This is a genomic window from Dactylosporangium sp. McL0621, from assembly GCF_049995355.1.
Lineage (GTDB): Bacteria > Actinomycetota > Actinomycetes > Mycobacteriales > Micromonosporaceae > Dactylosporangium.
Genome location: NZ_CP188259.1, coordinates 6,090,049 through 6,107,579, shown reverse-complemented (window position 1 = coordinate 6,107,579; position 17,531 = coordinate 6,090,049). Strand labels below are relative to the sequence as shown.

Annotated in this window: 13 protein-coding genes; 7 read left to right on the top strand and 6 right to left on the bottom strand. The window is 72.2% G+C overall.

Translation table 11 applies throughout. The features are described 5' to 3' along the window. Positions 1 to 7 precede the first annotated feature (7 nt). The 5 genes from ACPPVO_RS28930 (at position 8) to ACPPVO_RS28910 (ending at position 9,211) form a co-directional block, all read left to right on the top strand. Positions 8 to 511, top strand: coding sequence for a hypothetical protein (locus ACPPVO_RS28930; protein WP_426514294.1), 504 nt, complete (start codon positions 8 to 10; stop codon positions 509 to 511). Between the two features lie 82 nt (positions 512 to 593). After that, the gene (locus ACPPVO_RS28925) at positions 594 to 1,265 is read left to right on the top strand and encodes a CAP domain-containing protein (protein WP_426514293.1); all 672 of its coding nucleotides are present in this window, start codon (positions 594 to 596) and stop codon (positions 1,263 to 1,265) included. Positions 1,266 to 2,611: 1,346 nt separating this feature from the next. Continuing rightward, a complete protein-coding gene (locus ACPPVO_RS28920) occupies positions 2,612 to 3,910 on the top strand; it encodes a glutamate-cysteine ligase family protein (protein WP_426514292.1) in 1,299 nt (432 codons plus the stop codon). 29 nt (positions 3,911 to 3,939) lie between these two features. Continuing rightward, entirely contained in the window at positions 3,940 to 4,878 is a 939-nt protein-coding gene (locus ACPPVO_RS28915; protein ID WP_426514291.1) for a ribose-phosphate diphosphokinase, read from the top strand. A 529-nt stretch (positions 4,879 to 5,407) separates the two neighbouring features. Then, on the top strand, positions 5,408 to 9,211 hold the full coding sequence (locus ACPPVO_RS28910) for a BTAD domain-containing putative transcriptional regulator (protein WP_426514290.1): 3,804 nt from the start codon (positions 5,408 to 5,410) through the stop codon (positions 9,209 to 9,211). A 16-nt stretch (positions 9,212 to 9,227) separates the two neighbouring features. Here the strand turns inward: ACPPVO_RS28910 and ACPPVO_RS28905 are convergent, their stop codons facing one another. Together ACPPVO_RS28905 and ACPPVO_RS28900 are read right to left on the bottom strand one after the other, a co-directional pair. Next, a complete protein-coding gene (locus ACPPVO_RS28905; RefSeq protein WP_426514289.1) occupies positions 9,228 to 9,875 on the bottom strand; it encodes a hemerythrin domain-containing protein in 648 nt (215 codons plus the stop codon). Between the two features lie 83 nt (positions 9,876 to 9,958). Further along, positions 9,959 to 10,357 (bottom strand): SRPBCC family protein, encoded by a 399-nt coding sequence (locus tag ACPPVO_RS28900; RefSeq protein WP_426514288.1) that lies wholly within the window; start codon positions 10,355 to 10,357, stop codon positions 9,959 to 9,961. A gap of 66 nt (positions 10,358 to 10,423) precedes the next feature. On the opposite strand from ACPPVO_RS28900, the gene ACPPVO_RS28895 reads away from it, so the two are divergent. Further along, positions 10,424 to 11,788, top strand: coding sequence for a cytochrome P450 (locus tag ACPPVO_RS28895; protein WP_426514287.1), 1,365 nt, complete (start codon positions 10,424 to 10,426; stop codon positions 11,786 to 11,788). Between the two features lie 4 nt (positions 11,789 to 11,792). On the opposite strand, the gene ACPPVO_RS28890 is transcribed toward ACPPVO_RS28895, so the two are convergent. The 4 genes from ACPPVO_RS28890 to ACPPVO_RS28875 all read right to left on the bottom strand — a co-directional run bounded on the left by ACPPVO_RS28890 (position 11,793) and on the right by ACPPVO_RS28875 (position 14,520). After that, the gene (locus tag ACPPVO_RS28890; protein ID WP_426514286.1) at positions 11,793 to 12,392 is read right to left on the bottom strand and encodes a hypothetical protein; all 600 of its coding nucleotides are present in this window, start codon (positions 12,390 to 12,392) and stop codon (positions 11,793 to 11,795) included. 70 nt (positions 12,393 to 12,462) lie between these two features. Beyond that, a complete protein-coding gene (locus ACPPVO_RS28885; RefSeq protein WP_426514285.1) occupies positions 12,463 to 12,819 on the bottom strand; it encodes a tetratricopeptide repeat protein in 357 nt (118 codons plus the stop codon). Between the two features lie 201 nt (positions 12,820 to 13,020). Further along, positions 13,021 to 13,851: an alpha/beta hydrolase gene (locus ACPPVO_RS28880; protein ID WP_426514284.1), complete on the bottom strand. Its 831-nt coding sequence runs from the start codon at positions 13,849 to 13,851 to the stop codon at positions 13,021 to 13,023. 282 nt (positions 13,852 to 14,133) lie between these two features. Further along, complete coding sequence (locus ACPPVO_RS28875; protein WP_360371122.1) at positions 14,134 to 14,520, bottom strand: VOC family protein; 387 nt, start codon at positions 14,518 to 14,520, stop codon at positions 14,134 to 14,136. Positions 14,521 to 14,570: 50 nt separating this feature from the next. Between ACPPVO_RS28875 and ACPPVO_RS28870 the strand changes: the two genes are divergently transcribed. Next, positions 14,571 to 16,931 carry a hypothetical protein gene (locus tag ACPPVO_RS28870; protein WP_426514283.1) on the top strand — a complete coding sequence of 787 codons (2,361 nt, stop codon included), beginning with the start codon at positions 14,571 to 14,573 and terminating at the stop codon, positions 16,929 to 16,931. Positions 16,932 to 17,531: the final 600 nt, after the last annotated feature.

Here is a 17,531-nt window from a genome sequence, read left to right as displayed (position 1 = left end):
GCGCGACGTGTACCGCCCGGCCGACCTCGCCCCGGCCGGCACCCTCGTGATCCGCGACCGCTGGCCGACGCCGATCGAGCGCGACGTGTACCGCCCGGCCGACCTCGCCCCGGCCGGCACCCTCGTGATCCGCGACCGCTGGCCGACGCCGATCGAGCGCGACGTGTACCGCCCGGCCGACCTCGCCCCGGCCGGCACCCTCGTGATCCGCGACCGCTGGCCGACGCCGATCGAGCGCGACGTGTACCGCCCGGCCGACCTCGCCCCGGCCGGCACCCTCGTGATCCGCGACCGCTGGCCGACGCCGATCGAGCGCGACGTGTACCGCCTGGCCGACCTCGCCCCGGCCGGCGCCCTCGTGATCCGCGACCGCTTCAGCACCGACGGCCGCGACTGGTCGGAGCACGCCGCGTTCGTGGCGGGAACGGCGGCGTCGACCGCACGGGACGCCGAGAATCTCCGCCAGGCCGGCGTGCCGCCCGAACACCTCGTGATCGCGAGCATCGGCTGACTTGCCCGGACGCGAACCCACCTTCCTCGGCGACCGAGTGTTCAAGATCCCGCACCGGCCGTGCCTCGCGGTCCCGCCTGGCATGGCGGCCGCCGTCGTTACAGATCGTCATAGTGCTGTCACTCTCGCGGGTGAAATCCCACAGGTCGGCGCGGGCCTCCTGAGCGGCCCCGTAGCCCATCCCCGGTGCGAGCGCCGGGTTTCGGCGACATTCCGCACGGACGTCGGACACCTGCCTACTTTCAGGCCATCTGCCCTACTTCGTGGAGGTGAGATGGGATTCCGGAAGGGTGTCGCCGTAACGCTCGTCGCGGGTGCGGTCTCGGCGGGTGCGGCGGTCCAGAGCGGGCCGGCGTTCGCGTCCGACTTCGCCATGGCCCGTGGAGTCGTCGGCCTGACCAACAGCGTGCGGGCGCGGGCCGGCTGCGGGCCGGTGACAGCTAGCTCACGCCTCAGTTTCGCTGCGTGGCAGCACTCGCGGGAGATGGCCGGGCGCGGTTACTTCTCGCACGGGTCGCCGAGTGGCGGCTCACCCGGCAGCCGGGTCAGGGCCGCCGGGTACCGCTGGTCCACCTACGGCGAGAACATCGCCTGGGGCCAGCCGGACGCGGGAACCGTCATGAACGCGTGGATGAACAGCCCCGGCCACCGGGCGAACATCCTCAACTGCCGGTTCCGCAACGTGGGTGTCGCCGTGGCGTACAACTCGCGCGGCGTGCCCTTCTGGACCCAGGACTTCGCCAGTCCGTGGTAGCACCGCACGGGCCCGGCTCCGCGCATGCCAGCACGGAGCCGGGCACGGGCGAAATTTCCGCGCTCAGGATGTTCGACAGAGGGTGGCCCGGGAAGTACCCGCCGGAACACACCGGCGAAATACTGGGTGATCAAATCTGAACACGACCAGTAGTTTTTTGACTACTCCATGATGCCGAATTCATGAGCGGCGCCGCGCACGAAAGCCGCCCGGCAATCGGGCTGGCGGCGCCGCCGCGAACTGCACGCGCCACCTCCCGGGCGACGCCGGGTCACCGCGCGAATGCACGAACGTCCACAACAGAGGTTGGCGCCGCTTCCACTCCAGCGCCTCGCATCGAGCAGGCGATTCGGCGCCGTGACGGACGGCGAACACCAGTCCGCCCCAGCGCCCACCACACGGAGCGCGCACAGCACCTCGCGCCACACGAACATCGCCAGGCCGGGCCGCCGTAACCCGCCCGCCGCAGCCCGCTCCGCCGCAGCCCGCTCCGCCGTAACCCGCTCCGCCGCAGCCCGCTCCGCCGTAACCCGCTCCGCCGTAACCCGCTCCGCCGTAACCCGCTCCGCTGCAGGATGCTCCGCTGCGGGACTGCCCGCTTCAGCACACCCGTCGCGGCCCACTGCGCTGGGCACCTTGCATGGCCGCCGTCCCCAGATCCGCGGTATCGCAGGGCGACTCTCGGCACGAACGCCCCATCCACGATCCACCGGGGCTACCTGCCGCACCGCTCTCCGGTCCCGTACGAGACCGCAGCCATGATCGGCGCAACAGGGCGTCTCCCACACCGTGCACACGCGGTGCCACCGACAGTTATCGCGGCGAGAGCGGCGGCGACGAACGCGGGCCGATTCTCTGAGTACTGAGGTCGGCACGGTCCGCGATCAGTGCCGGAATTGTCGGCCGAAATGCACCAGGCTCCAACGTTCAACCATTTCCCTGGCGCAATCCTTTCGGCGCTTTCGTGGTCGGGCGACGCAGGGGCGGTACCAGAGTAAACGCTTTTAGAAATCGGATTCTTCAACCGATCTCCATCGATTCGCCGCAAACTCGGGGCATGTTTGCACAGGGAGCGCAAGATCTGGCGCACCCGCGGGTGGGGGCACAGATCTTGTTGACTTCCAGCGGCTTCCCATCCAGAGTTCACCGCGCGTTGTCCTCGAAGGCTGGACAGATCGCCCGAACGACCGCCTAATTGAATGCACCTCGCCCGGCACCCGCCGCCGGCCGAGCCCGCCGCCGCACCGCGCACCGCCCCGCCACTCAGCACGTCACGCCTGAACGATCACTTTTCCCATCCGCAACACCACTCTGGGTAGCACGCACCCTTCTTCCGGGAGGCCGCCGTGAACGACACGACACCCGCCATCCTCCTTACCGAGACCACCGCCTCGGCTTATGTCGCTGCCGCCGGATTCCGGGTGGGGCCGGTCGGCCGCGTCGGGGTGGAACTCGAGTACTGCGTGCGTGACCATGCGCGACCGCTGCATCGCCCGGCGCCGGCGCGACTCCTGGAGCTCCTGGCCCATCTGGGCAACCCGCTGCCCGGTGGCAGCGCGGTCACGATCGAGCCGGGCGGCCAGCTGGAGCTGTCCAGCGCCGTGGGTGCGTCGCTGACGGAGTGCCTGAGCGCACTCACCGGCGACCTGGCGCTCGTGCGGGCGACGCTGGCCGAGCACGGGCTGCATCTCGACGGGACCGGCCTCGACAAGCTGCGCCGACCACGTTTGGTGACGGATCACCCGCGCTACGTGGCTCTGGCCGAGTACCACGACCGGTCGGGCGCCCGCGGACGCACCGTGATGACGAACTCCGCGTCGATCCAGGTGTGCCTTGACTCGGGTACCGATGCATCGGGGGCCGACACCGACGACTGGTCCCACTTTGCGCGGCGCTGGTGGCTCGCGGACGCCATCGGCCCCATCATGATGGCCGCGTTCGCCAACTCCCCGCACGTCACCCGGGCCGGCCGCCGCTGGGCGTCCTACCGCCAGGCGCTGCGCTTCGGCACCGACGCCAGCCGCACGCGCGCGCCGCGGCGCACCGACGACCCCCGCCAGGCCTGGGCCCGGTACGCCCTCGCCGCGAAGGTCGCGATGGTCGCGCCGGCCGAGGACGACCCGACCGCGGAGCCGGGCGCACGCTGGCACGTGCCGAGCGGCCTGACGATGCGTGACTGGCTGCGAGGGCACGGTCCACGCCCGGTGACGCTCACCGACCTGGAGCGGCACCTCGGCACCCTGGTACCGCCGGTGCGACCGCGCGGTTACCTGGAGTTGCGAATGATCGACCAGCAGGCCGGCGACGACTGGGTGGTGCCCGCGGCCGTGGTCACCGCGCTGCTGGACGACCCCGAGGGCGCGCAGGCTGCCGTCGACGCCACCGAGCACCTGCGCTCACCGCTGCGCCGGCACCGCGACTGGCTCGCGGCCGCCCGGGACGGGCTCACCGATCCGGCCACCGCCGCCGCCGCGCTCGCCTGCTTCACCGCGGCCCAGGCCGTTCTCGCCCGCAGTGACGCACCACTGACGGTACGTGATTCTGTCGCACAGTTCGTGGACCGCTACGTACTGCGAGGACGGTGCCCGGCCGACGATGCGCCGCAGGAGCGGACGCGCCGAATGGGTGTGGTATCAACGGGATGACCAGCCCCCGGCTTCGAGGAGTCCCGCTCGTGCGTGACATCGCCGTGTTCAGTGGTAGCGCGCATCCCGAGCTCGCGGAGGAGATCTGCGCGCAGCTTGAGGTGCCCCTGCTACCCGTCCGGGTGGATCGATTCGCCAATGACTGTCTCGAGGTACAACTGCAGGCAAACTGCCGCGAACGGGACGTGTTCCTGATCCAGCCGCTCGTGCCGCCGGTGCAGGAACACCTCGTCGAACTGCTGCTCATGCTGGATGCCGCGCGCGGCGCGTCGGCGGCGCGGACCACGGTGGTCATGTCGCACTACGCGTACGCGCGATCCGACAAAAAGGACGAGCCGCGCATCTCGATCGGCGGCCGGCTCGTCGCCGACCTGCTCACGGCCGCGGGCGCGAGCCGCGTGCTCACGCTGACCCTGCACTCCCCGCAGGTGCACGGCTTCTTCTCGGTGCCGGTCGACCACCTGCACGCGCTGCGCGAGCTGGCCAAGCACTTCCGCGGCCACGACCTGTCGAACGCGGTCGTGGTGTCGCCCGACCTGGGCAACGCGAAACCGGCCTCGGCATTCGCGCGCCTTTTGTCGGTACCCGTGGCAGCCGGCGCCAAGCAGCGCTTCTCCGACGACCACGTGGTCATCAGCACCGTGATCGGCGACATCGAGGGGCGCGACGTCATCGTCCTGGACGACGAGATCGCCCGCGGCAGCACCGTGTTCGAGCTCATCGACCGGCTCCGCGAGCGGGGCGTGGCGAGCATCCGGGTGGCATGTACGCACGGTCTCTTCACCGGTGACGCTCTGCGACGACTTCAGGAGCAGGACGACGTCCTGGAGATCGTGTGCACGAACAGCGTCCCGCTGCCGAAGGAAAAGTGGGTCCCGAAGCTCCGGGTGCTGTCGATCGCGCCGGCGATGGCGGAGGCCATGCGCCGCATCCATAACGGCGAGTCCGTCAGTTCACTGTTCCACTGAGCGGTTCGCCGCCCGTTCCTCGCGAGCCCAACCGGGGTGGCGCGCCGTACCCCCCACGGCGAGCCATCCCGTTCCTCGCCGTTCCGGTGCTTGCCGCTCCGACCGGGGTGGCGCGCTGTATCCCCCATCGGTTCGCCGCCCTGTCTCACGGTCTCGCCGCCCGCTATTCAGCGGGCGGCGAGACTTTTGCCGCTTCACAGGTGGGTGAATCTCCATCGCCTGAACGGTCGCGGCCGGCGTCCGCGTTCCGAATCGCCTGACCCATCTCCAGCCCTCGGCTCTCCCCGCCCGGGCACTGACCGACGTCCGAGCGGCCTCAGCACCCAGAGGTGTCCGATCTCCGCGGATTGGTTGTACGCCCCTTTCGATCATGATCAGATGCCGGAAGATCCCTGGACCGTGGGAGAGCTCCCGATGTTTGTGACGATCCGTGGCTGAGGCGGCACGGAGTGGCGATGGCCGCGGCAACGCGGTAGCCGCCCGCAGCGCTGACACCTTCGGTGATGGCGCCAATACAGTGCGCGTCGGCGTGCTGGGGCCGCTGTGGATAGAGGTCGGCGGTGTCCCGGCCGACGCCGGTGGGCCTCGGCAGCGTGCGGTGCTCGCCCGGCTCGTGGCTGCCGGCGGGCACGTCGTGCCGACGGACCGGTTCATCGACGACCTGTGGCAGGGCGAGCCGCCGCCGAAGGCGCTCGCGGCCCTGCAGGTGTACATCTCCAACCTGCGCCGAGCGCTTGAACCCGGCCGGGCGCCGCGCACACCGGCGGCCGTTGTGGTGTCGGTGGCGCCCGGGTACGCGTTGCGGCTGCCGGACGAGCGGGTGGACTCGTGGCGGTTCGAGGCCCTCCTGCGGCAGGGCAGCGACGTGGCCGAGTCGGACCCGCGCACGGCGGATCGGCTGCTGCGGGCGGCCCTCGACGTCTGGGCCGGTCCCGCGTACGCCGAGTTTGCCGACGAGGCCTGGGCCGCCCCCGAGGCGGCCCGCCTCGAAGGGCTGCGCCTGGCCGGCGTCGAGGCCGCCGGGCGGGTCGCGCTGCGGCTGGGCCGGGCGGCGCTGGTCGTACCGGAGCTGGACCGCCACGTGCAGGAGCACCCGCTGCGTGAGGAGGCCGTGCACGTGCTGGCCAGCGCGCTGTACCGGGCGGGGCGGCAGGCCGACGCCCTCGCCGCGCTGCGTCAGGCCCGCGAGCGGCTCGCGGACGAGCTGGGCGTCGATCCCGGCCCAGCACTGCGCGCTCTCGAGGCCGATGTCCTCGCGCACGCCGAGTACCTTTCCGCTGACACTCCGATACCGCCGTCCGCCGCGGAACCGTCTCCAGCCTCGAACACACAGCGTGACGCGGTCACCACATCGAACTCCTCGTCCGGCGCCGGACGTGGCGCCGAGGCACTCGGGCGCGACGAGGAGCTGGCCAAGCTGTCAGCCGCGGCCGAGGCGGCGCAGCGTGACGGCCTCCGCATCGTCTGGGTCGGTGGCGAGGCGGGGGCCGGCAAGTCCACGCTGGTGCGGGCGTTCTCGATGGCGATGGCGGAGCGTGGCTGGCAGGTCGCCTGGGGTCGCTGCCCGGAGGTTGACGGGGCGCCACCGGCGTGGGCGTGGACGGAGGTTCTGACCGGCAGCGGCGCGGACCTGTCCTCCTTCGCGCCGGCGCCCGCCTTTGCGGCCGTTCCGGCAGATCACGCTAACGACACCGAACACGTTCGTCAGTTCGGCAACGGCGGCTTTGAGGGGAGCACCTGGCGCACGGCCGACACCACGGACCAGCGGGGCGACGGGGGCCATTTTCACCTCGCGCAGGCCGTCGGGGAGCGGCTCGGGTCGGGCGGGGCGCTACTGGTTGTGCTCGATGACGTACACCGTGCCGATGGCGAGACGTTGCAGGTGCTGCGGCACGTGGCGGTTGCGCTGGGTGGGCGTTCCGTGCTGGTCGTGGCCACGTTCCGTACCGGGGAGGACAACCCGCAGCTCGGGGCCGCCCGCGCCGCGCTGGCCGGGCCCCGGTCGATGGAGCTGTTGCTCGGCGGGCTCGAGCCCGACGCGGCGGCGCGGGTGCTCGCCGGGCACCTCGGGGCTCCGGTGGAGGCCGAGGTTGCCACGGTGGTGCACGAGCGCACCGGCGGCAACCCGTTGTTTCTGGCTGAGATCGCGCGGTTGATCTCGGCGGAGGGAGCCGGCAGTGCGGTCCGGGCCATTCCGGCCGGGATCGGGCACGTCCTGCGGCGGCGGCTGGCCCGGCTGCCCGCGCCGGCGCAGACGGTACTGCGGCATGCCTCGATCCTTGGGCGTGACGTGGACATCGACGTGCTGGCCGAGGCGTTCACCGAGGACGAGGATGCGGTGCTCGACGGCCTCGAGGCCGGAGTGCTGGCCGGGCTGCTGGAGGAGCCCGGGCCCGGACGCGTGCGGTTCGGTCACGCTCTGTTACGGGATGTGCTCTACGACGACATGCCGCAGCTTCGTCGCCGACGGTTGCATGAGCGGGTACTGAACGTGTTGGAGCGGGCGGCGCCCGATGACGTCGCGGCGCTCGGGCACCACGCGCTGGCCGCCGCCACCCCGGCAAGTGCGGTCCGGGCGGCTCGGCACGGCGCCGCGGCGGCCCGGCAGGCGGCGGGGATGTTCGCGCACCGAGAGGCGGCGCAGCTGTACGGGGCGTCGCTCGACGCACTCGGTCTACGGCGGCCGGGCTCCGCTGAATCCGGTGACCACTCGGCCACGCTTGCCCTCGATCTGCTGTGCGGGCTGACGTCGGCGCGGGCGAACTCCGGCGATGCGATGGGGGCGCGGGCGGCGCGCTGGGAGGCTGTCCGGGCCGCGGCGCAGTTGACGGGCATCGACCTGCGCGCATTCGAGGCCGATACGACGGGCGGCACCGCGCGCGGATTTGAGACCGATACGACCGGCGGCACCGCGCGCGGATTTGAGACCGATACGACCGGCGGCACCGCGCGCAGACTTGAGACCGATACGACCGGCGGCACCGCGCGCACGCGCCCCGCTGATGCGAGAGGCGCCGCCGAACACACACGCGGCATCGATGCAGCCGGCCACGCGGCGGGTGCACTCGTGGACGACGCGACAGGCAACGCCACAGGCACATTCGACGCCATTGCCACGGGCGGCGCCGCTGCGACGGGCGGCGCCGAGAATGGAGCGAGGCGGCACCCCGGCGCGGCCGCGCCGGCGGTGGCCGGTGTCGGCAGGCCGCACACCCTGAACGTGGCGGACGCCACCGGGCTTGAGAACGTCGTCGACGTCGAGCCGCTCGCGCGTGCGCTGGCCGCGTTCGATGCGCCTGTGGCGTGGTCGATTCGCGTCGCACGGTACATCGACTGGCCGCTTGTCGGGTTGCTGGAAGGGGTTCTTGCGCGCGCCGACGTCCCCGCCCGGTTGCGTGGGCGGATGCTCGTCGCGCTCGTCTACGAGCTCGAGGGCGACGAGCTCGCCCGGTGCGCCGAAGCCAGCGCGGAGGCGTTGCGCATCGCTCGGGCCGAAGGTGACGCGCTGTTGTCGTGCCAGGCGCTCAACGCACGGTACTTCGCGGTGCTCAATCCCGAGCGCCGGCATGAGCTGCCTGTCGTCGGGGCGGAACTGCTCGAGGTCGCGGAGCGCGCCGGGCTGCTCGGGTTTCAGGCTCAGGCGCATCACGTGCTGTACCAGGCGGCGCTGGAGCGCAACGACCTGCGTCTCGCTCAGGAGCACCTCGACCGGGCGCTCGAGCGGTCGACCGCCGGGCAACTCGGCGTGACGCTCTCCGTGATGGCGATTCTCGGCGCGATCCGGGCCTTGTTCGCCGGTGACCACGCGACCGCGGAGCGGATCTACACCGAGCTCGGCGAGCGGATCGAGGCCGCCGGGCAGCCCAACGCCACCCTGGTCGGCATCGTCGGGGTGTTCTTCATCCGGCTCACGCAGGGTCTCGGGCACACCTGGCTGCCGGTGCTCGAGCCGTTGCGCGACCTGCCCACCGCCGAGGCGGAGGCCGGGGAGTTCATCGCCCGTGCGCTCGTCGACGCCGGGCGGCTCGACGAGGCCCGCGCGGCGTGGAAGCCGCACCTGCCGATTCGCGAGGACTACTACTGGCTGGCGATCATGGGGCTGCGCGGTGAGAACGCGGCCGCGCTGGGTGACGTGGCCGTGGCCGCCGAGTGTTACGAGCTGCTGCGGCCATGGGCCGGTCAGTTCGTGGGCCTGGCCAGCGGTACCGTGCCCGGACCTCCGGTCGACCTGGTGCTCGGGCGGCTGGCGATCGCGCTCGGGCAGCCCGCGGACGCCCACTTCGAGGCCGCGAAGGACCTGGCCACCCGGACCGGTGCGACGCCCTGGATGTAGCTCGGGGCGGATTGGATCAGCCGAAGATCAGGCGTTCGCGGCGCAGGAAGCCCGGGCGTACCGCGGCCAGCATCAGGCGCAGCACCGGTCCGGCCAGGCGGTACAGCTCCTCGAGCTCCCCGGCCGTTGCGTACCGCTCGATGCGCGGCAGCTCGAAGCCCATCTTGCCGCCCTTGCGGACCGCGTCCTCGACCTTCTGCCATTGGTCGCCGGAGACGTACCGGCGGATGACCGGGAAGATCGTGCGCTCCTCGTCCTCGATGTGCTCGTCGAGGAGGTCACGCAGCGTGGCCAGCGAGTCGGCCAGGCTCGCGGCCGCATCACGGTCACCGGGCGTAGTGGCGAGAGCGGCGGACTGTATGCGGATGCGGTCGAGCAGCGGGTCGAGCTGGGCGTGGTCGTCGGTGAGCTCGCCGAGGTCGACCTCGGCGCCGGCGGTCGCGCGCAGGACCGGCCACAGGACGTCGTCCTCGGCCTGGTGATGGTGGTGGATGCCGGCGCAGAGGTCGGTCAGGTAGCGGTGGATGGCCTTGGCGCGACCCGGAGTGCCGGCAACGCCACCCTCGGCGATGGCGCGGGTCACCTCGGCGAAGCGGCGGGCGTCGCCGCGCATCGAGCGGTGGTTGATGGTGATGCCGAGGAGGTTGGGTTCGGGGCTCTTCATGCCGTACAGCAGACGACGACCCGATTGGCGGGCACTTAAAGGCGGCTTGGCGGTGGCGGCAAACGCACGATGGCGTTGCCCGGTCAGCGCGCCTCGACGATGCGCTTCAGCGCCTCCAGGTCGGCCCGGACCAGGCCGCTGTCGCGGGCAAAGTCGGCGTCCGACATGCCGGCCTGCCGGCGCAGCGTGAAGACGAGCTCGCTGCCGTCGTCGTGCGGGACGACGCGCAGCGGGTTGTGGAACACCTCGCCGGTGGGGAGGTGGACGGTGTGGTCGAGGACGCCGAGCGGGTTGTCCGGGGCGAAGGTGAGCTCGATGCGGTCGTCGCCGGAGATCGCGTACCAGCGGTCGCCGTCGCGCTCCACGGCGCTGCACAGGCCGGGCGCCCACTCCGGGAGGCGGGCCGGGTCGGCGGCGTACTCGTAGACCTCGGCCGGGGGCCGCGCGATGTGCACGCTGATGTGTCTCGACTCGCTCGCCACGCCCGCCATCCTGCCACGATCGGGTCGGCGATTCCGGCCGCCCCGCTGATTGGTTACCGTTGATGTGTGACGGTGCAGATGCAGTTCACACAGGAATTCTGGAACAACCCCCATCCCGTGTACGCGCAGCTGCGGCAGGAAGCGCCGGTGCACCCGGTGACGCTGCCGAACGGCATCGAGGTCTGGCTCATCACGCGGTACGCGGACTGCAAGGTGGCGCTGGCCGACCCGCGGCTCTCGAAGCGCCAGGGCGCCGGCGACAACGCCCGCCAGCTCGCGCGGCCGGTGAGCACGCCGCTGACCAGGCATCTGCTCGCGAACGATCCGCCCGATCACACCCGGTTGCGGCGGCTGGTGTCGAAGGTGTTCACGGCGCGCCGGGTCGAGGAGCTGCGCCCGCGGATCGGTGAGCTCAGCGCCGCCCTGATCGGGTCGCTGCGCGCGAAGGGCGGCACCGCGGAACAGGACGGCACCGCGGAACAGGACGGCACCGCGGAACAGGACGGCACCGCGGAACAGGACGGCACCGCCGAACAGGACGGCACCGCGGAACAGGACGGCACCGCCGAACAGGACGGCACCGCGGAACAGGACGGCAAGGGCGGCGCCGCGGCGCTGCGCGCCACTGGCGGCTCCGCGGAACTGGTCGAGGATTACGCGGTACACCTCCCGATCCAGGTCATCTGCGAACTGCTCGGGGTGCCGATCGAGGACCAGGCCGACTTCCGGCGCTGGACCGGCGTGATGGTGTCGGCGTCGGCGGGCGGGCCCGGAGTTCCCGAGGCGGCCGCCGCGTTCGTCGGCTACCTGCTGGGGCTCATCGAGCGCAAGCGGTCGGCTCCGGCCGGTGACCTGCTCAGCGCGCTCATCGCGACCAGGGACGAGGGCGACCGGTTCAGCGAGGACGAGCTGACGTCGATGGCGTTCCTGCTGCTGCTGGCCGGGCACGAGACGACGGTGAACCTGATCGGCAACGGGATGTACACGCTGCTGACCCAGCCGGAGGCGTACCGGCGGCTGCGGAAGGACCCGTCGCTGGTGCCGGCCGCGGTCGAGGAGTTCCTGCGGCTGGAGAGCCCCGTGGAGACGGCCACGTCACGGACCGCCACCGAGGCGGTCACGTATGGCGATGTGACGATTCCGGCCGGCGCGATGGTGGCGATCTCGCTGCTCGCGGCCGACCGGGACCCGGAGCGCTTCCCGAACCCCGACGCGTTCGATCTGGATCGGGCCGACAACCAGCATCTGGCGTTCGGGTACGGGATCCACTACTGCCTCGGGGCGCCGCTCGCGCGGCTGGAGGCGCAGATCGCGTTCACGGACCTGCTGACGGCGTTCCCGGACATGCGGCTGGCGGTTCCGCCCGCGGAGGTGGCGTGGCGGACGGGCGTGCTGATCCACGGGCCGAGTGCGTTGCCGGTAACGCTGTAAGAGCTCAGTCGTCGGGCATGTGGCCGCCGGCGCCCAGGAAGAACGCCGAGAGGCCCAGCACCGCCACCACCAGGGCGGCCAGCTTGGTGAAGCGGCCCGTCGGGTCGGCGATCGTGACGTTGAACCAGCCGCGGGGGTCCTTGCGGACGCGTACCGTGTCGCCGACCTTCGGCTCCGTGCTGAGGAACCGCAGCCGGCCCAGGTTCTCGCCCGTCGTGCGGTCGGCGACCTGGTAGGCCGGGAAGCGCTTCTCCGAGACCTTGCTCACGGCGCGCACGACGTGGGTGACCTGGGCGTCGGTGGGGACGCCCTCGCGGGACATGTACGCCGGCAGGACCAGCAGCGCCCCCAGGACCGACGCGAACGTCAGGACCAGCAGCATCACCACGCGGTTGCCGGCCGAATGGTCGGGGGCGCCGAGGCGGTAGAGGAGGTATCCGGGCACGGCCGCGAACAGCGACAGGGCCAGCCCGACCGCCAGCCACGTGAAGCTGGGACCGCCGGCCAGGATGCCGGTCACGATGACGAACGCGGTCGTCAGGACCAGGGCCACCAGCGTCCGCCAGATGCCCTTGATCAATGCGCGCCACGGATAGTGCCTCACGAGTGGCCACCGTAGGCGATCAACGGGCGGAGCGCTGCCCCCGGGTCGGCATCAATTCGCCGGCCCGGGATCAGACCGTGCCGGCCACCCGCTGTACCGCCGCCGAATAGTCGGGAACGGCGGACATCGCCGCGGCCAGGCGCAGGAACGGCAGGGCCTCCCGGGGGCGGCTCTGGCGTTCGAGCGTGCGGCCCAGCAGGTGGCAGGCGTAGTGGTCGCTCGGGTCGCGGTCGACCAGCGTGCGCAGGTGCGTCTCGGCGCGGTTGAGCTGCGCGGAGGCGAAGTACGCACGGGCCAGCCACAGCCGCACCTCGGCGTTGCCGGGCTCCTCGTCCAGCACGCTGGACAGGATCTTGGCGGCCTCGATGGGGTCACCGGCGTCGAAGTAGAGGACTCCCCTGCGGTACTCGGCGATCACGTCGTTCATGGGTATCCACAACGCACGGCGGGTACCGATTGATTCCTAGGGGCTGTATCGAAGTGGATGGCCGGGCTGCGGCGGACTCAGACGCCGCCGGAAACCGTAGCGGTCACACCCCGATACAACCCCGGTATCGGGGCGCGCCCGGCGCGGCCCCAGCCGACGCCTGAGCCTCGCCTCGCTCCGACCCCCACTTCGACACAGCCCCTAGTGCGCCTTCAACCACCCGATCAGGTCGTCGAGCACGCGCTCCTGCTCCGGCTCGTTGTACACCTCGTGGTGCAGGCCCTCGTAGATGTGCAGGGTCAGGTCGGACGAGCCGGCGCGCGCCGCGATCAGGCGGCTCGACTCGGCGTCGACCAGGCCGTCCTCGGAGCCGTGCAGCACCAGCGTGGGCAGCGTGAGCTCGGGCAGGCGGCGCTGGAACACGGCCATCTGCGTGAGCATCGCGCCGCCGAGGCCGGCCGGGACCTTGCCGTGGTGCACGAGCGGGTCCGCGTCGTACTTCGCCACCACCGCCGGGTCCTTCGAGATCAGCTTCGACGGCAGCGACTGCACCGGCGCGCCCGGCGCGATGCGGCCGAGCACCTTCGCGACCGCGATGGCGGGCTTCGGAATACCCTTGCCGGGCACCACCGGCGTGCCGGACAGCACCAGCGCGCGCAGCCCGGCCTGGTGGTCCAGCGCGTACGCGAGCGCGATCATGGCCCCCATGCTGTGCCCGATCAGGAACGGTACCTGCCCCGGATGGCGCTCCCGCACCTGCGTGAAGAGCAGATCCAGATCCCGGGTGTACTCGCTGATGCTCCGCGCCAGCAACCGTTTACCCTCGGAACGTCCGTGCCCGCGATGGTCGGGCGCGTACACGGCGAGCCCGATGTCACCGAGCCGTTGCACCACGTGGTCGTAGCGCCGGGCGTGCTCTCCCATCCCGTGCGAGAGCACCACGACCCCGGTCGCGCCGCCCTCGGGCCGCCACACGTCGTAGACGATCCGGACGCCGCCGCCACCGGTCAGAGCGAGCTCTTCACGCTGCATGGCTGCATGGTCCGCCGCACGCCCGCGCTCCGCAAGGAGGCTCACGGCGTTCGTGACGAACTGGCCACCGCCCGTCACGTTCTCGCCAGCGCCTCCGCCGGCGTGAGGCGAGCCGCCCGGCGGGCCGGATAGGAGCCGGCCACGGCGCCCAGGGCGACCGCGGCGACGATCCGGGCGGGCAGGACCAGGGGCGGCGCATGAACAGGGCGTACCCGATGGCGGCGGCCAGGCCGAAAGCGCGCTCCCGGCCCCTCCCGATGTCCGCCGTGGGTCACGAACATCTCACTCTGTGCGCTCGGCGGCCGATCTCTCGATGCAGAACTCGTTGCCCTCGGGATCGGTGAGCACGACCCAGCCGGTACCGTCTGGACGTCTGAAATCACCGATACGAGAGGCGCCCAGGGCAAGCACCCGCTCCACCTCCTCGTCGCGGGTCGCATCCAGCGGCTGGACATCGAAGTGGATGCGGTTCTTCACGCTCTTGGGCTCGGGGACGCGGATGAACAGCAAGCCGGCGGAGCCGTCTGGGGCAAGGATGAGCGCCTGATCATGCGTGGGCAGGTTGGGGTCGTTGGGTTGTTCCTCGTAGCCGGTAATCGCACTCCAGAAGAGGGACAAGCGGTACGGATCGGCGCAGTCGATCGTGATGTGCCTGATGCGGACGGTCATTGCGTCAAGGTATATGTGACAACGGTGTTGCCGCCGAGAGGAGCCGAAGGTTGCTGACAGCTGGCCCGGCGTGGACGGCCCCGGCCGACCGCCCGCAGACGCCCGCACCGCTGCTGAGCGGCGCCGAAGAGGTGCTGGTCCTGACCGGCGCGGCCGACCTCGGGTTCGCCGAGGCCTGCCTGCGCCAGGCCCGGGCCGCCGGCGCCCGCACCACCGTGCTGTACGACGCGCGCGCCGGCGCTACGGTGGGTGACGGCTCGGCCGCGGTACGCGATGTGCTGCCCATCCCCGTCCTGCCCCGCTCCGGAGGCGCCTTCCGGGCACGCGTGGTGATCGCGGCGTCACCGAGCGCGGCCACGGTGTCGATCGGCTCCGGCGACGCCACGCCCGGCGGCTGGGGGCGCGACGCGGAGGTGTGGACGCACCTGACGGCGGACGGCGCGACGGTACCGACACTGATCACCGACCTCGCGGACTGGCTGCGGCGCCTGCCCGGCCTGCTGTGGATCGAGGCCCTGGGCGTGGAGCGCCTCGAGGCGGTCGCGGCGCTGCTGAGCGCCCGCCCGCACGCCGCCGAGCCCGACGAGCCGCTCCTGCTGGTCAACGACCAGGTGCCGATCGTGGAGCAGCTGCCGTTCGCGGCAGGCGCGGACCGGCTCGGGGTCGCGACGAGCGCGTTCGACCCGGCCGGGCGCGCGTTCGGCGAGATCGCCCGCGCGGTGCGCGCGTTGCAGGTGAGCCTGCTGGTGCCGCCCGGGGTGCGCTGCGACGTGGCCGGGCTGACCGGCGCGCTCGACGAGGTCGGCGGGTTCGACGAGACCGGCGAGGTGCTCGTGCAGACGCCGGCGGGCGGACGGTACCGCGGCGCCGGGCTCGTCGAGTGGTGGACCGGCGACGCCGGCGTGCTCGTCACCGGCGGCCTGGAGTGCACGCCCGAGTCACTGCTGGTGACGGCGGCCGACCCGGGCGGCAACTGCGAGCTGGCCCTGCTGCAGGAGGTGACCGCGTCGCTGCTGGACGAGCTGGAGGCGCGCGACATCACTCTCGGCGATGGTTCGCTCGCCGTCCGTACCCCGGAGCCGGTGCCGCCCGCCACGACCCGCGTGCTCGCGGTGCGTGTGCACGCCGACCGGGTCGAGGCGAGCCTGGTCGCGGCCGGCTCGACGGCGCCCGACGGGCTCGTGGTGACCGCCGGCGAGACGTCGGTGAAGCTGCCGTGGAGCGGGGCGGAGGAGCGGTTGCACACGTACGTGGCGGAGGACGTGCGGCTCGGCGGCCGCTCGGCGCAGGTCCGGGCCGCGGACGGTACGCAGCTGGGCACCGCCGTCGTGAACGACGTCGCCGTGGCCGTGACCCGCTACAGCCACGCGTCGCCGCTGGAGTTCCGCGAGCTGGCGAGCGTGTTCGGCGACGCCTCGGACCTCGACGCGCTCTTCGCCGCCGTCGCCCAGCTCGCCTCCGGGCGCACCCCGCGCCACGGCGTGCCCGTCGCCGAGCGCCGCGCCGCCGAGGAGGAGCGGCTGCAGGGCATCGTCGGCCCGGCGCTGCTCGACTTCGCCTTCGGCCGCGCCGCGGTGGACGCCGCCGACGAGCTCGGGATCGCGGTCATGGGCATGGACGCGGGCCAGATCGAGCGCCTGCGCCAGCAGGTGCTGCGCCTCGGCGGGGCGGCCGCGGGCTGGCCGCTGCCGGCCCGGCTGGCCGCGTTCCGCATCGTGCTCGTGCTCGCCGCGGCCGGCCTGTGGCCCGCGCCCCAGGACTGGACGCCGCTGGTGGCGGCCGGCCTCGACTCGCTGGTCGCGGCCGACGACGAGGCGTTCGCCGCGGAGCAGGCCGCGCTCGCGACGGTCGGCATCGCGGCGGTACACCACGGTCACCTCCTGTCACCGCTCGGCGGCTTCGAGGAGCTGCGCGCCCAGGTCCGCCTGGACGAGGCCCCGCCCGCCGAGATCGTCGCGCGCTACGCGAACGGCCTGGCCGGCGACGTCCTCGGCCCCGAGTTCCGCGCCGAGGACATCGCCGCCGACGCCGGGGAGCTGCTCGTGCGCTCCGCGTTCGACGACGCGGTCGACGCGATTCCGGAGTCGATCGGTACCGTGCAGCGCTCCGACGCGGGCGGCGTGCTGGTCGACACCTCGAAGGACCCGCGGCGCACGGCGCTGCTCGTCCTGGACCTGCTGCGCGACTTCCCCGACACGCACGTGACCGTCCGGGGCGCCGCCGGCACCGATACCCACGGCTGGTGGAACGGCCGCCGGCTCGTGCTGCTGCAGCCGTTCGGCGGGCGGTGGCGGGGTTCGCTGTGGCCGGGCCTGATGACGGGCATCGCCACGTACGCGAAGGGCGCCTCCCCCCTCCCGACCGCGTCCCGCACCTGGATCACGGAGGTCGCCGAGATGGGCGAGGGCTGAGACCCGCCGGATTATCGAATTACGATTATCGGCAATCCCCCGACGATAATCCGCCCACCTTCCCCCGATTACGGTGCGATCACTGCTCGGGGTCGCAAGGCCGACGATCGAGGACGAGGCCGGGCGGGCCGCATTCGGTCAGCGCGGCAACCCCGTTTCCCGGCCCTGGGAGCTGGCGACGACATCTCGCGCCGCGGGCCGGGGCCGCAAGGCGCGAAACATCTGGGCGCCGTCCGACCGGTATCGCCAATGCACAACGGCGGGGGCACGGCGCAGTGGTCACGAATGGGCAGACCGGCGACCAGCTACCGACATCTGGCAATTCGGCGCCAGGCACCGGGCTCCCAGCACCCGGGACCCGGCACCCAGCATCGCCCACGCGCAACGGGGCGGACGCGGCGCCGTTCGGACGGACGGGCGGGCGGCGACTGGCATCCGATATCCGGTATCGCCCGCGCGCGTCGACATGGCCCTGGCTAAGGCCGGCGACACCTGCCCCGAGGAGATCTCCGCGGGCTAGTGGCACCAGCGCGGCGCAGTAGTGACGGATAGGCGGCTCCAGCAGGGCGTACTTGTACGCAGACGGCGCCGGTGCGGCGC